Source organism: Variovorax davisae (assembly GCF_030316845.1).
Lineage (GTDB): Bacteria > Pseudomonadota > Gammaproteobacteria > Burkholderiales > Burkholderiaceae_C > Variovorax > Variovorax davisae.
In genome coordinates, this window is record NZ_JASZYS010000003.1 from 115,642 (window position 1) to 130,011 (window position 14,370).

At 61.3% G+C, this 14,370-nt stretch carries 14 protein-coding genes; 7 read left to right on the top strand and 7 right to left on the bottom strand.

The window, feature by feature from the left end; all coding sequences use genetic code 11:
* Positions 1-338: 338 nt before the first annotated feature.
* The 4 genes from QTI33_RS07890 to QTI33_RS07905 all read right to left on the bottom strand — a co-directional run bounded on the left by QTI33_RS07890 (position 339) and on the right by QTI33_RS07905 (position 4,786).
* On the bottom strand, positions 339-917 hold the full coding sequence (locus QTI33_RS07890) for a tyrosine-type recombinase/integrase (RefSeq protein ID WP_286505242.1): 579 nt from the start codon (positions 915-917) through the stop codon (positions 339-341).
* Between the two features lie 104 nt (positions 918-1,021).
* Positions 1,022-1,375, bottom strand: a complete 354-nt coding sequence (locus tag QTI33_RS07895) for a hypothetical protein (protein WP_286505243.1) — start codon at positions 1,373-1,375, stop codon at positions 1,022-1,024.
* A gap of 884 nt (positions 1,376-2,259) precedes the next feature.
* Positions 2,260-4,110, bottom strand: coding sequence for a sensor histidine kinase (locus QTI33_RS07900; RefSeq protein ID WP_286505244.1), 1,851 nt, complete (start codon positions 4,108-4,110; stop codon positions 2,260-2,262).
* The gene (locus QTI33_RS07905) at positions 4,094-4,786 is read right to left on the bottom strand and encodes a response regulator transcription factor (RefSeq protein ID WP_286505245.1); all 693 of its coding nucleotides are present in this window, start codon (positions 4,784-4,786) and stop codon (positions 4,094-4,096) included. Before QTI33_RS07905 ends, QTI33_RS07900 begins: the two co-directional genes overlap by 17 nt.
* A gap of 575 nt (positions 4,787-5,361) precedes the next feature.
* Here QTI33_RS07905 and QTI33_RS07910 point away from each other — a divergent pair.
* The 3 genes from QTI33_RS07910 (at position 5,362) to QTI33_RS07920 (ending at position 8,918) form a co-directional block, all read left to right on the top strand.
* On the top strand, positions 5,362-6,267 hold the full coding sequence (locus tag QTI33_RS07910; RefSeq protein WP_286505246.1) for an SGNH/GDSL hydrolase family protein: 906 nt from the start codon (positions 5,362-5,364) through the stop codon (positions 6,265-6,267).
* Between the two features lie 871 nt (positions 6,268-7,138).
* Positions 7,139-8,044, top strand: a complete 906-nt coding sequence (locus tag QTI33_RS07915; RefSeq protein ID WP_286505247.1) for a hypothetical protein — start codon at positions 7,139-7,141, stop codon at positions 8,042-8,044.
* A gap of 28 nt (positions 8,045-8,072) precedes the next feature.
* Positions 8,073-8,918: a hypothetical protein gene (locus QTI33_RS07920; protein ID WP_286505248.1), complete on the top strand. Its 846-nt coding sequence runs from the start codon at positions 8,073-8,075 to the stop codon at positions 8,916-8,918.
* A 145-nt stretch (positions 8,919-9,063) separates the two neighbouring features.
* Here the strand turns inward: QTI33_RS07920 and QTI33_RS07925 are convergent, their stop codons facing one another.
* Entirely contained in the window at positions 9,064-9,252 is a 189-nt protein-coding gene (locus QTI33_RS07925; RefSeq protein WP_286505249.1) for a hypothetical protein, read from the bottom strand.
* 383 nt (positions 9,253-9,635) lie between these two features.
* Here QTI33_RS07925 and QTI33_RS07930 point away from each other — a divergent pair, with 383 nt between their 5' ends.
* Positions 9,636-10,769: a hypothetical protein gene (locus tag QTI33_RS07930; protein ID WP_286505250.1), complete on the top strand. Its 1,134-nt coding sequence runs from the start codon at positions 9,636-9,638 to the stop codon at positions 10,767-10,769.
* Between the two features lie 108 nt (positions 10,770-10,877).
* Positions 10,878-11,336 (top strand): hypothetical protein, encoded by a 459-nt coding sequence (locus QTI33_RS07935; protein WP_286505251.1) that lies wholly within the window; start codon positions 10,878-10,880, stop codon positions 11,334-11,336.
* Between the two features lie 53 nt (positions 11,337-11,389).
* Here the strand turns inward: QTI33_RS07935 and QTI33_RS07940 are convergent, their stop codons facing one another.
* Positions 11,390-11,554 (bottom strand): hypothetical protein, encoded by a 165-nt coding sequence (locus QTI33_RS07940; protein ID WP_286505252.1) that lies wholly within the window; start codon positions 11,552-11,554, stop codon positions 11,390-11,392.
* A 253-nt stretch (positions 11,555-11,807) separates the two neighbouring features.
* Entirely contained in the window at positions 11,808-12,029 is a 222-nt protein-coding gene (locus QTI33_RS07945; RefSeq protein WP_286505253.1) for a hypothetical protein, read from the bottom strand.
* A 484-nt stretch (positions 12,030-12,513) separates the two neighbouring features.
* Here QTI33_RS07945 and QTI33_RS07950 point away from each other — a divergent pair, with 484 nt between their 5' ends.
* Together QTI33_RS07950 and QTI33_RS07955 are read left to right on the top strand one after the other, a co-directional pair.
* Positions 12,514-14,028: a DUF4331 domain-containing protein gene (locus QTI33_RS07950; protein ID WP_286505254.1), complete on the top strand. Its 1,515-nt coding sequence runs from the start codon at positions 12,514-12,516 to the stop codon at positions 14,026-14,028.
* Positions 14,029-14,038: 10 nt separating this feature from the next.
* Entirely contained in the window at positions 14,039-14,329 is a 291-nt protein-coding gene (locus QTI33_RS07955) for a hypothetical protein (protein ID WP_286505255.1), read from the top strand.
* Positions 14,330-14,370: the final 41 nt, after the last annotated feature.

Consider the following 14,370-nt stretch of genomic DNA (forward strand, 5'->3'; position numbering starts at 1 on the left):
CAGCATCAGCCTTTGCCATGGCACCAGTCGACAAGGCGCGCACGCGGATCTCGCGCTTCAGCCGCACCGGATCAACGCCCCAGGCCTTTGCTTATGGGGCCACTTCTCGCCACGGGGGAGTCGACAGTACTGTCTGTCGTTAGGGCTCATGCAAATGTCACACTGGACAAATCGCTTCGAGCCGACCGCTCACCACCCCGGCCCACGGCTCACTGCAGGACCGGGCCAAGGGCTCCACAGTCTTTTCCACTCGTCCGTTAACTACAAGCGATTCGACCTAGCCTTCACGAGCATTCGCTCGCAGTTCTAACCCTTGACTCGTGATCGGTCGTCCTGAACTACAGCAATCGGTCAGCCAAGTCCTCTCCGCGCAACGACGCGTACCGCAGCATCAGCTTAGTATCCGCCCACCCCATGATCTTGCAGATCTCGGTCTCGTTGAAAAGCCATCCCCGTTCCCCCTTCAACAGCACCCACCTGCACCAGGCCTCGTGCCGCAGATCGTGCTCTGTGAAGTTCAGAACCATCGCGTAGTCGAAAAGCGAAGTGAACCTGGCCGACAGCCGCGCCGTGCACTTCGCCAGGTCCTCGGGCCTCCGGTCCCAGAACGGCAGCATCACTCCGGTCTTGCCATGGCACCCGTCGACCATGCGCGCGCGAATCTCGCGCTTCAGCGGCACCATGCGGGGCTTGGAGGCGCCATGGTGCCCCTTGCTGCCCTCGACGTTGAGGACACCTCGCTTGGCGTCCACCTGGTCCACTCGCAGCTTGTAGGCCTCCCTGAGGCGCAGCCCGGTGTCGACGATGATCGAGAGCAGGAGTTCGAACGCCGGATCATCGCCCCAGGGCCTTTCCTTGCCGGGCCGCTTCACGCCGCGGAGCGTCGACAGCACCGCCTCGACATCGTCCGGGCTCATGCGCACGTCGCGCCGGACATCGCGTTTTGACCCGTCGGCGAGGAGCCTCGCCGGGGCCGCTCCCCCATCCAGGACTGCACGTCGCCTTCGTCCACGTTTGCAATTTATACCAAGTGGAAAACCCCTCCGTTCGCTGCCGCCGGCTGCCCCTGCGCCCGCTCGTACACACGGATGACGCCCCGCAGCCGTTCGCATTCACGCTCCAGGGAGGCAATCCAGGCGCGGGCCTGCTGGGCTTCGTTGTAGGCCTGCGTGTGGAGGGCGGCCATGCCCCAGCGGCTCTCGAACCAGAGCGTTAAATACACCGCGCGGGGCGCGTTGCCGCTGGCCTGGTAGCGCTGCAGCGTCCTAAAGCTCACCCCCAGATGCCGAGCAATTTTTTTTCGTGATTCAACCTGGTCGTCGAGCAGGTAAGCCAAGGGCGGCAGGCGGGCGAACGAGGGGGCGAGGAAGGGCATGGCAAGGCTCCTGCAAGGGTGCAAGTGCGAGCGCCAGCGATGCCGACCTCGCGAGGCCACGACAGTTTGTCGCAGGCCCGCGGCAGACCGCGGTGTTCTCTTCTTCCCATGCCATGCGGGATTTTTCTGGGCACGAAGAGCGCGCAAACCTTAAATCCCCCGGGGGGCTGCATCAAGACGCCCCGCCCTCCCCGCTCTGCCGTTTTTCCCCGCAGCCTTCTACTGGGCGCTGCCAATGAAATCAACATAATTGTCCTCTCATCTCAAGTTCTCAAGTCCCCATGTAGTGGCTAGATGGCAATGTCGTGTTCTGGCTAAGTAGAGATGTCGCAAAGTCTGCGCCCCGGTGCGGGATTTGAGGTGCAGACATGACGAACGCGGCCACTATCACGATGAGCATGCGCGGGGTCGATCGACTCAAGACGGTCCAGGCGGTGGTGGATCCCCCGTACCTCGTAGGAAGCAGCGCCACTCTGCCTACTCACGTGGAGGCGTGCGCCTCGCGAAGCTCGGCGCACCTGCTATTTGGCCTTGCGCGACCATTGAGGGTGGCAAGACGATCTGCGTCGAAGCCACGCGGCTCGTTGGGCATCTCCCCACCGTCTATCGCGACGCTGCGGTCGATCTACAGACGCACTCGCCGTCGATCAGCGTCTTCGTCGCGCAGTCCAGATCCCGATGATCGCCGCGCACAAGCATATGGTGGCAAGGCTTGTAGCAGTTCACGCGCAGGAGGCTGCCTTGCTTGCCCATCCCCGCGCGGAGGTCGACCCCGCGTCAGCGGGAAGCATGATGAGGTCTGCGTCGGCGGCGCCCTCATAGGGGGGGGCAGCAAGGCGACAGTGATTCGTTGTGGTTCTGCCGCCGCAGCCGCGGTTCGCGACCTACGCGTTCCTCGGTGCGGTGTCTGGGCTTCCTGACCGATCCAGAATCAGGGCGACCGCTGTCCCCTGCGTAGCGCCTGGCCCGATCGTGAGTTCGGCGCCGATGGAGCGAGCCCGCCATTTCATGTTCTCGACTCCCCTGCCTGCGACGCCGCTGGACGGGGCCTGAGCCCTTCCGATTCCGTCGTCCGATATTTCGATGCAGACCTTTCCGTTCACGGGCGCCCTTGCCGCGACCTTGATCGTGGTTGCCTTGGCGTGCTTGATGATGTTGGTGAAGGCCTCGAGCAGGATTCGCTGGATCTGCAGCGATTCCTGGGATGACACGGCAACGCTGGGCAGGCTCTCGACGTCCCACTGCATCCGCAGACCTGCCGCATCGAGGCGCGCCTGGACGCGATACCGGAGGGTTGCCAAGACGGTGCCTAGGTCCGAGTGCGTGTCTTGCAAGGAGTCCACGGCCATGCGCATCTCGTCCAGCGCCACCTTCACGTGTTCTTCCATGGACATTTTGTCGGGGTCTTCCTGTGAAACCACGTTCAAGAGGCCCACCAGCTGCGAGCCGACGCCGTCATGGATCTCGCGCATCATTCTCTGGCGCTCGAGGAGTACCGCCTGGTCCTGCCGCTGGCGCTCCACCAATTCAAATGTCTTGCGGAGCTCGGCCTCGCGCGCCGCCACCTGATCCTTGAGGCTTTCGTTCAGGCCCTTGTAGTCTTTGACAAGACGGCTATAGCGATCGACCACCATAAGCCCCAGGATGGCCACGAAAATGAACATTGAGTGTGGGGTGATCGTAATCCAGCTCCCGCCAAACAGGTTCAGGCGGACCATCAGCACACCACGGATGCCCGCGAGGATCGTGATCACACCGACCACCATCAATGCCCAGGCCAACGGCGACTTCTTGTCGATCGCCTCTCGAACAATGTAGGGCACGCATGCCGAGTTGTTGGCGATCAGGATGAACTGGGCAATCGTCCATAGCATGGGGATCGCCAAGCTAAATGAAGCGATGGCCAGGACGATGACGAGCGCCAAGCCTCCGTACAGAAAGCGCAGCACAATCTTTGGATGCTTGTCGGCCGCGAACAGGACGAACCGTGCGATCAGTGCGATATGAATGGCGTAGGTGACGGCGATGATTCCGCCCCAAAGGGGCCAGGAGACCGGGACATCAAGCCATCCGCGATCGATGTTTCTCGGGATCCCGGACAGGGCGGCCAGAGAAAAGCAGCCATAGAGCGGATCTCGCTGCTTCACCCAGAGGCCTGCCGCCAAGAGGCCCATCAGCAAGAAGCCCACGGCGTAGATCGTGGAGGCGGTAATGATCCACTGATGCGTGCCATGCAGGCGCGTCAGCTGCTCGGTCGGCCCAATCCTCACCAGCCCCAATCCACCGGCACGTTGGCGCTGGACCGTCGTGATGACCTCAAGGACGTAGTTGGCTGGGATCGACTTGGCTCGCAGCGGGATCAGGTAGGTCGATTTAGCCGCGTCGTGGCGAGGGTCGCCCAGGATCCCAAGGCTGGCCACCGGCGTGCCGTTGAGCAAAATCTCCGCCTGGTTGCCGGGCGTCTCGACGAGGATCGAGAGCAGATCGCCGCCCTCCGGGCGTTCGGGAAGGGCGATCAAGTAAGTCGCCCGTCCGTTCAGGCCGGGAAAGGTCGTGTCCCACCGGAACGGCAGTCGCACCGTCCGCGTCTGCGGGGGCTCTCCGTCGGGCCGCAGCGTTGCCGAGGCTGTGCCAACGATTTGGACCTTTTCCTCCGGCTCCGCGAAGGCGATTGCGCCGATGAGGGCGGCAACGGCGACGACGATCCACCCAGCCCAACTACCGAAGCAACCCAAGGTTGCGCGCCTCGTAGAGAGCTTCAGCCTTGTTGTGAACATCGAGCTTGCCGTAGATGTTGCGGACGTGGGACTGAACGGTTGAGACCGCAATTTGCATCCGGGATGCCACCTCCTGATAGGTGAATCCTCGGGCGGTCAGATCCAAAACCTCCAGTTCTTTGGTTGACAGGGGCTCCATCAGGCTCCCGCTCGATCCTTTCTGAATAGGTGCCGCGGCTGGTGCGGACTTCCGGCTGTCGGCTTGCCATCGCAGGAGAAGCTGCCGGGCAATGGCTGGTGCGATCGGTGAGCCGCCTGCGCGAAGCTCGCGGACATGCTTGGCAAGGTCTGCTTCGGCGCCATCCTTCAGGAGGTAGCCCGTGGCGCCGGCCTCGAACGCCTGGACCATGTTGGTCTCGTCGCCGAACATCGTGAGGACCATCACTGCGCAACACGGCCACATGGCCCGCGATCGCCTTATGACCTCGAGCCCGGGAAGATCGGGAAGCCCAAGGTCTACCAGCAGGACGTCGACGGAGTTCGAACTCAGGAAATCGATTATCTCCTGCGCCGTGCTGGCGGCCATGTCCAGACGCAGAGAGTCGTCCGCCGCGATTGCGCGCGCAATTCGAGCGTGAGTGGTCGGATCGTCCTCAACGAACGCGATCGAACTGCGGTGTACCAAAGGCGCCATCTCTTATTCCAGCGGACCGACATGTGCCTGCGGATTCTGCGCCGAGATGGGCTCCGGCTCTCCCTTTTTGTGGGGTTGACTATCGACCTGATTCGATGCAAAGCGAGAGCGCGTGTGGCCCGTCAGACGTCTGCCTCTCAAGGCACTCCCACAAGAATCCTGGGGCTACGGCTACAGTTCCTAAGCCCGTCGATTGACGACGCACCGACGTAAGATTCGCGAATCGACGCCAATTTCAGCTTCCGCTCGTATCACGACGTGCTGAAGATCCGACCCTCGCGCGCTCCGGATCTGCCGGGTACTCGGGCTTTTGGTTTGGCTGGAGTGTCGGTAGCGCCCGCGCGATGACGGGGTTCGTCTGTGCGAACGTGCCTGTTGCGGCGCGCGCTGGCGTCGGCGTGGTGCATGCAGACATTCCGACGACCAATGCGATGACGGCTACATTGGAGCCGATTGAATTTTTATAACCCCGATGGTAGCCGTTCGACATTGGCGACACCACCGCAGGCCGTTGCTATCGCTAGCCTTCGGCCACACAATGCGGCAGCACGAGATCAACAAACGGAGGGATTCCGATGCCGACTGCGATCGACCTACGGGCGGAGATCGACGACGAGAAGCGCCAGCGAATCGTTGAGCACCAAGCACGGGTGCGAGCGGGCGATCGCATGAACCTCACCCTCAGCGCTTCCCCGTCCAGGCTGAATCTTTTGGCTATGGGCGATAGCTGGTTCGACTATCCATTCCCAATCCCCAAGATTGGTCAGAGCGACGTCGTTGCACATCTAAAGAGGCTGCCCGCGGTCGCACCTGAAATATTGTCGCTCGCGCACTACGGGTTGGCCACTGACGAGCTGATGGGAACAACGCGCCGGACAGAGTTGCTCGCTCAACTCAGGGACCAAAAAAACGGAAAGTTCGATGCAATCTTGTTTTCCGGCGGAGGCAATGACTTGGCTGGCGACCAATTCCGTCTCTGGCTTAACAGTCATGCAACATCGCCTACCGTTCCGCTCAACACGGCGCGCGTTGGCCATATATTGGGGGTGATTCGCGCAGGTTATGAGGACCTGATCGCGGCGCGTGACGAGGTCGACAAAGCGCTTCCGATTTTTGCCCACGGCTACGATTTCGCCATTCCCGATGCTCGAAAAGTCTCATGCGCTGGACCATGGCTCCAGCCCGGATTTGCCGATCGAGGTTGGGCCAACCTCCAGTCCAACACCGAGATAGTGAAGGATCTTCTTGGGCAGTTCGACGGGTTGCTTCATAAGCTCGAAAAAGCTCACCCGAACTTCATTCACGTAAAGACCCAAGGCACGCTAGGGGCAGGGGTCGACCAGTGGGCAAATGAGCTGCACCCTACGCCAGACGGCTTTGCGGCAATCGCGGGCGTGTTTGTTCAAGCGCTCGCCAATCGCTTCCCTGGCCGGATAGGGCCGGCAGGCATTGCGAATCTGGTGCTGCACGCGGCACCCTGAGCGCTTGCCGGTAGTTCTACGAGCATGCGATCGAGGGTAGTTTCGAGTACGTTCGACGCCCAGTCCTTCGGGCAGGCCAGCTTGCCATGGGGCCGCACCATATTTTTCTCCCGCGGTAGTGCGCGCAGTGTTTCGAACATCACGTGGCTGTTCACAACCTCGCCCATCAACTGCGACAAACTCCAGATCGTGAGCGGTCTGCGGATTTCAACGGCGCACGGCGATATCGGACCACGGCACTTGAAGATCATGGCGACCGCGAAAATCGGGACAGCCTGAAGCAGTGCAGTGCGATGAGAACGGCAACGACGGAGCCGGTAGTCCGGTGAAGTTGTCGGTTGCCGAAGCGCATCGCGCCGAGCTATAGCGATGCCTGAGCTGGGACCTTGGTGCCTGGGCCCCTGACTGACAACTTGGCCGGAGCACGCACACCTCTGCCCTGCGCATTGGCAGGGAGCACCATGCCCGCGGGCACGCGCGATAACAGGCGGACCGCACGGCGTCAACCCGAATTCTGTCCTTCTCCGTAATAGCTCGGGGGCCTACCTTGTAACCACCGGCTTGCGATCTTTGCAGTCGGTGAACCGCCCTCAGGTCGAGGGATCAAGGAGACGCTATGTCACACGAATCTGCAATCTCAATTTGCTTGATAGTCGCCCTCACACTCACCGCGGTCGGCTGCGCCTCAACCGGGCGTGGGACTTCTTATGGCTCCAGCCGAAGCGGCAACTATGAGAAGGCGGGCTATGACCCGTACTCGGCGAAGAACAAGGCGCCTACCGTCAACACCTCCAAGCCGCCTGCGCCCGCTTACACGACCTCGGTTCCCTCCAAGGGGCGTCCGTAGACGGAACTGCCAGTGAGGCTTCGGATGAATTCGCAACATTTGTCGCCCAAGGGTCCATTGATGCTCGCGGTTTTCTGGGTTGCGAGCTCCCTGACGATGCGTACTAGTGCCGAACTGCCGAATCCACCCACCGAAGCGGCCTGCCTGGAATACCTCAAGGAAATGGAGGCGCAGCGCAAGGCTCTCTTCCAGCAAAAAAATAATTGCATGAAAGGGCCATCCGAAAAGTTCAGGACCGCGCCGTCATGCAGCTATCTGACGAAGCGCGTCCAGATGACATTTCAAGCTTGGCCTCAATGCGCGAGTGACGAAGCGCAGCTCTGCAAAATCTATGAGCAGCTGAACCAGGCCCAGAAGTGCCTTCACGACGCCCGCATGGGCAACCGTCCTGGACAAATGGTCGAGTACTCCAAGCAGCTGGTTAGCTTCGCGACAGGGTACAAGGTGGCAGCGGAGGGGTTGACCGATCCGAAGAAGTTCGTGAAGGAGTGGGTGGTCGGCAAGGTCAGTGATCGCGTCTTGGGCGAACTGCGCGGCTCTGATGGCAGCTTGACGCCCAAGGGGACTGTGCAGCTTCAGGAGGTATACGACATCCTCTTCGGTGCATCGCTCGGGATGGCGGAAACCACAGCAGGAAACCCTCTTGTCGGAGCCATTCAAGGAGACGCTGCTGCACGAATACGCAACGCGCATCTCGCCACCCTTGAGCGAATGCAAGGTCTGGACAGGAAACTTAACAACTTCACGACCACAGCGCTAGCGCCGGCCTCGGTGGCGACGCGTATGGCGAATCGGCCGGAGATCGTCGCTGCGCCTCAAACCTCGTCGGGCAATGCGGAATGCCGAAGGCTCGACGGTCCGGGGCGCACGGCTCTAGCTACGCAGCGACCGGACGAATACGAACTGCTCATGGAAAAGTGTGGCCGCTGAGGCGGCCCAATCTCAAGGAGATTTTATCGTGCAAACACAACGTTGGACGTGGGTCTTCGGCTCTTTGGTGGGCGTCCTTGGTGGATGCAGTACCGTCGGCGATGCGGCCTCTACGCCGTTCTACGTTGCTGACTTAGCAGTCTTCATGGTGTCGCTTGGGACGGTGGATATGGGCCTGAGCGATACCGTCCGTACAGCCGTGGACAAGGGAGAAGTCAGCTTTCGGGGCCGCATCGGCGCTCCTCCCGAGGAGATGGTGAGAGGAATGAGCGCTGGCGTCGCACAAGCAGGTGGGAACTATGCGGGGTCCAAAGGCAACTATGCGGCGCAGTCGCAGCTGACGGCCGCTTCACAGTCCATCCTGAGCAACGGGGCGAGTGCCAGTGCATCATCAGAACCGCCAATCCAGGAAGCGACACCGAGCCGGTTAGTGATGTCCGCACGCCCATCTGGCGCATGCCAGCGCAACATGCGGTTCCTGGACGCAGTTGTGCCAGCGGCAACCAACGAAGAAATCAATGACTTCAGGGGGAAGGCAATCAACACCGATGTCATGGCTGACATGCGACGGGCACGCCGGCAAGGCTATACCCCTAGCACGGCAACCAAGGCGATATTTTCACAGGCTCGAGAGTACGACAAGGCTGCTGCTGAGGCATTGCGTACTGCGTCCCTTACCGATGCGCTTGGCAATTCAGATGACGACTTCTTGGTTCAGTTGAAGGGTGGCACGCTATCGGTGAAGGACTGTTTGGGCATCCGCAACAACGCGCTCTGTCAGGCCATCCGTATGCGCATAGCTGCGGTTGTCACGCGCGCCGAAGCGGCCGAGTTCGTCTGCCATGGGACCGCGGGGACGTTTCCTCCAGCCTAGGCTCACGTAGCAACCGTAAGCTGGCACGGCCTTGCGATCGCGGGGCCACCGCCGCCCGCGTTAGTTCGAGACGTCTGCCGGATCGTGCACCTCACAGAAAAACTTGTCGTGCACGTGCTGCAACGCATCGTGGGGCGTGCTGCACTCATTGAGGACGCGCAGCTGGATTCCACCACCAACCACGCACCTGTCCGCCTCCTTTTTGTTGGCCGAGTAGTACGAGCCGTTCAAACTCAGTGAGGGCATCGAAGATGCCCAGGAACGTGCATGGCTGCCCGCTCAGTTGACCCCGGCCCATGTCGAACGGGATGATATGGGGCAGCAAGGTGCGCATGGTCATTGCTGCGCGCCCAATCTTGCCCGGCCGGCCGTTGCGCACATCATCAATTTTTGCGGCAGTCTGATTCGTATCGGTCCACGTGCCAGGACCGTACAGGCCAAGCGTCTCGAGGTTGCGCGTGCGCGTAGCGCATATCGCCCGCGACTGCCGTCAGGCGACATCATCAGCCCAATCATTGCGTGCTGCGCACTCCTCCAGGCGCAACGTGCCGAGCGCGTTGGTCAACCCGTCCCTTTCATCTCGCGCAGCGACGATCTGATCGATCAGCGCTTCGCTGGCCTACCAGTAAATGTCGACGTTGCCAAGGCCCAAACACGTGGTCCCGCTGGACCGCTGACAGGAAAGACTGCAGCCACTTACCCTACAGAAAGGCTGCCATGAACGACCAATCTGCCAATGCATCCAGTCAATCGCGCACGATCATCGCTGCCGTGGCTAGTGTGTTCCTAGCCTCTTGCGGAGGCGGAGGAAGTTCTGGCGGAGCGGGCTCGCTGCTGCCGACCGACGCGGCGGCCGCAATGGCGCAGCCTGCCGCTGCGACGCCCGCAGCGCCGGCTACTACTGATGCGGCGACGAACGCATCGCCGACCACGGCTGCGGGCGTGGCGCTTCTGAACGGCGTGAAAGAAACCTGCAACCCTGCGTCGTCGCCCGGCTACCGCAAGGACTGCGTCGAGTTTGTGCTGTACACGCCGCAGATCGTTCCCGGCAGCTATATCGGTAAGACCGCCCCTTATGATTCCGAGCCTCTCGTGACATGCGCCGTCAGCCTAGACGCGGCGGGAGTGATCACTGCGACAACTGCGACAAGGTCACTTCGCGTTGAGCCCGCTTACGGAAATCAGCCTACACCGAACGACTACTGGAGCTATCTCTACACCCAAGACTCGTACTACCCGCAGAATATGATGCAGTCGTACAACGTGGCGAACGGCCCAAGCAAGGCACAGGCAACGATCGCTTGGAAAGGCCCTGTCGTCGCCAATTCGGCCGGCGATTGGGAGCTTGCGGCTTTCTCAAAATTCGGAATCCAAGTTTCCGATCCCGGGTTTATCAGCTGCTGGGCCATGAAGCCGCAGATGCAGGTTCCAGCACCGGTTGCCAGTCCTCCACCCATCTCGGCCGATGCGACAGACGGTTCGGGCTACGCGGTGAACGAAGGCGAGCCTGCGCCGGTGACACCTACCACAGGGACACCTACCACCACGCCGCCTCCTGCGACCATCAGGTTCACGAGTACCAATGCCCTGATTTCCAACGGCGCTTACAACCTCTGGCGGATCAGCGTTGGCAATCCGAATGCATTTGGCATCCGGTGCCAGGTTATCGCGAATTACCAATACCCTGATGCGAATAACCCGAGCAGCGTCAATGGCAGTGGTCTGCTGTCGACCCAAACCACGCGCACGGTCACCGTGGCATCCGGCGGTACCGGCAATGCCGACTTCGGGTTTACGGACCGAAACGTCTCGCCCACGAGCTACGTGGTCCGCAGCTGCGCCAAGACCTGACGGCGGCCTAATCGGCGATGCCGATCCCGGCAAGTCATGACAGTTTGTCGGAGCCCCGCGCCAGGCGGCGCTCTCTTCTTCCTATGCCATGCGGGCTTTTTCCCGGGCATGAAGAGCGCGCAAAACCTTAAATCCCCCCGGAGCGAATCAAGACACTTTCCCGCCCTCCCCGCTCAGCTGCTCTTCCCCGCGGCCTTTCGATGGGTCAAGACGGAACTCACAGACGAATGTTGCGGCTATCTCGACCAATTCGTGCTGCCCGATTTGCGTCGGCAGATCGGAAGCCTTCGTGCCTCCTCGCTGTTTCGAGAGCGGAGCGACGGCACAACACAAGTGGTTGTGGCGTCGGTTTGGGAATCGATGGAGCGCATTCGCGCGTACGACGGCGGCGGTACTTCGGGGCCTGCGATCGATGCGTCCGTCAGAGAGAAGATTCTGGATCGAGATGCGGTGATGCGCTACTACGCAATCGATTCTCTCGACGACCCCGCCCTCACTGATCTTACTCAAGTGGAGTTGGGGACCCCGCTCGTCGGCCAACCTGAAGACTTCGAGGGACCTGGATGACATTGGCAGCGCATGCTTTCTACCGCACCTCCAAGTAGCCACCTTAGTGCAAATCAAAAGCCCGAGATCCGGATCTGCTCTGCGGGCATCGCACTCCGCTTGCCACTCTGGAATGGGGCCGGCTGATCGAGCTGATGGACGACCTGCATGATGAGCACCCCGATCATCGTGGAGGTCACGCTCTTGCCGATAGACCAGGACTCGAGGGACGTCGTCACACCGACTCCGGCTTGATAGCGGTCCCCGAGAATCCGCGCCCGGAGGGCAGTTGCTTAACCGCTGGACAAAAATTGCCATCCCCGGGTAGTCGAAGGTTTTCCGTCTTCTTTGCTGCCTTTCCGCGTCTACCATCATCACGTGCTGACATCACGCGCCTGCCTCTTCACCAAATTGCATAGTCGATCTTGGTCCCAGCGCTCCCCTAAAGTTCAACTGACTTCCTGGCTGCCGAGCGCCCCGCAGGTGCATCCGCTACACGCGAATGCGAACCGCGATTCCCACACCCGAACTGCACTCCGCTCCGATGCACTTCGATTGCAGTTTGCTTGTACCTTCGCTTTCTAGTGCAGCGAGCGCGAAAAACACAATGACCAGCGCGGCCACCACCCAGCGTCGCGGCCGAGATTTCCAGACAGATAGCAGCGCCAAGGTCGCGACGGTCAGGGCCGCGCCGATCGATACAGGATCCTTCATCAAGAGATTTTCCACGACTTCAAATTACCTCCTCCGTTGCATTTCAAGCTGTGTCCGACGTTCTCAGTGACGGTTAGTCATTGGACGTCAGACCGATATATCTTGCGTAGGCTCAGCGCGCATGCCGGAGGCATTCGCGAGCGAGAGGGTGCTGGCTGCTGGGTGATAGGTTCTCCGGTCCCCATTCCTGCTCTTCGTTGCGCGACCTTCCCTCCTCCCCCGCAACGAAGTATTAGCCCGGCGTGCGTCCTCGCGCGCCGGGCCTTCTTTTGAAAGCCGCCCAGAGCTCGCGCTTGCAACATCGCCCTCTCGGACACGGCCTACATCCAGGAAGGCCAAAGTACCACCTCGGCAAGGGCGTCGCGGAGTACGGTTTCGGGCGGTTGCCAATGGTTTCAAATGGCCGCGCGCCAAATGGGATCCAGCTCGGCGTCAGGCACGTATCCCCTTGTGCGATCGCCCGCAAAACCTCAGGAGTACACGTATGACACGAAGACTCTCCGCCAGCGCTGCCATGTGCCTGCTCACGGCCTTGTCAAGCCTCTCATTTGCGTCCAGCCACCGGGAAGCCCCGTTCATCAGCGGGCAACCTCAGGTGGACGGCACGGACCTCTACATGTTTCGAAGTTACGAACCCAGCCGGCAGGGCTACGTCACCGTTCTCGCGAACTACCAGCCGTTCCAGGATCCCCAAGGTGGGCCGAACTTCTACATGTTCAACCAGAACGCCCTTTACGAAATCCACATCGACAACGACGGGGACGGTGTCGAGGACTTGACGTTCCAGTTTCGTTTCAAGAACACCTCCAAGTCGACCGCCGTGAGTGTCGGCGGCAAGGCCGTGAAGATCCCGCTTATCAACAGTGGGACGATCAACTCTGTGAACTCCGCAGCTTTGAACGTTCGCGAGACCTACACCATCGACCTCGTCCGGGGAGCCCGCCGTGGCGCCTCGCGCACCCCGCTGACGAATGCGGCTAACGGACAAACCCAGTTAGACAAGCCCGCGGACAGCATCGGTGACAAGGTGTTCCCGACCGGCTATGCCGCCTACGCGAACCAGCACATCTACACCGTCAACATCCCCGGCTGCGCGACCACCGGGCGTGTGTTCGTTGGGCAGCGAAAGGAGCCGTTCTATATTGCGGTGGGCAAGATCTTTGACCTCTTCAACCTGAACCCCCTGGGCCCGGAGAACGCGGGCAACAACAACGACCTGGAAGCCAAGAACGTCAGCACGCTCGCGATGGAGTTGCCGATCTCCTGCATCACCGCCGGCAACGAACCGGTGATCGGCGCCTTCACCACGGCCAGCCTGCGCCAGGGCCGGCTGATCGACGGCTCCCCGCGAACGGGCCTGAACCGGGCCACATTGGAAGGCGGCCCGTGGGCGCAGGTGTCACGCCTTGGGATGCCGTTGGTCAATGAAGTCGTGATCGGCCTGGAGGACAAGGACAAGTTCAATGCATCCAAGCCCAAGGACGATGCGACGAACTTCGCCGACTACGTGACCAATCCTGTCCTGCCTGCCTTGGTCGAGCAGCTGTTCCCGTCCGCCAAGGCACCCACCAATTTCCCGCGCACCGACCTGCTGACCGTCTTCCTCAAGGGCATCAGCGGATTGAACCAGCCCGCCAATGTCGCGCCGGCCGAGATGCTTCGACTGAATACTTCCACGCCGGTGACGCCGGCGGCCGGCCAGAACCCCCTGGGTGTGGCGGGGGGCGACAACGCAGGTTTTCCGAACGGTCGGCGGCCAGCGGACGACGTAGTCGATCTTTCGCTGCGGGTTGCGATGGGAGCGCTTTGTGTCCTGACCGGACCGACCGACGCCCTGCAGGTGGGCTGCAAGCCGTCGGACGCACCGGCGGGCGGTCTGCCGTTCACGGACGGCGTCAGGAAGTCCGCCGCCAACTACGGCACGGCGTTCCCCTACCTGACAACGCCGTTGCCTGGCAACTTCAATCCTCCGGCGCCCGCAGGAACCACCTACCCATAAGGGAATCGCCATGAAACACAAGAGCAATCTCCAGCGCGCCTTGATGTTGGCCACGGTCCTCGCGATCGCCGGCTGCGGCGGGGGAGGCGGTGGCGGCGGATTCCCGGTGGTGGGGGCCAACGGGGCCGCCGGCAATGGCGCCTCGACCAGTACCGTCCCCGCATCGGCGATGCAAAGTGTCGGTGCCTTCATGGCCTTCATGAAGGGCTTGGTCGCCTCGAGCTCCGAGACCGACAGTCCGATGCAGCTTGGCGATGCGGTGGTGCCGATCAGCGAGACAGACCCGCCGAGTGGTCCCTAAATCGTTGTTGATCACGCCATCGCCCACGCAACCAATCCCGC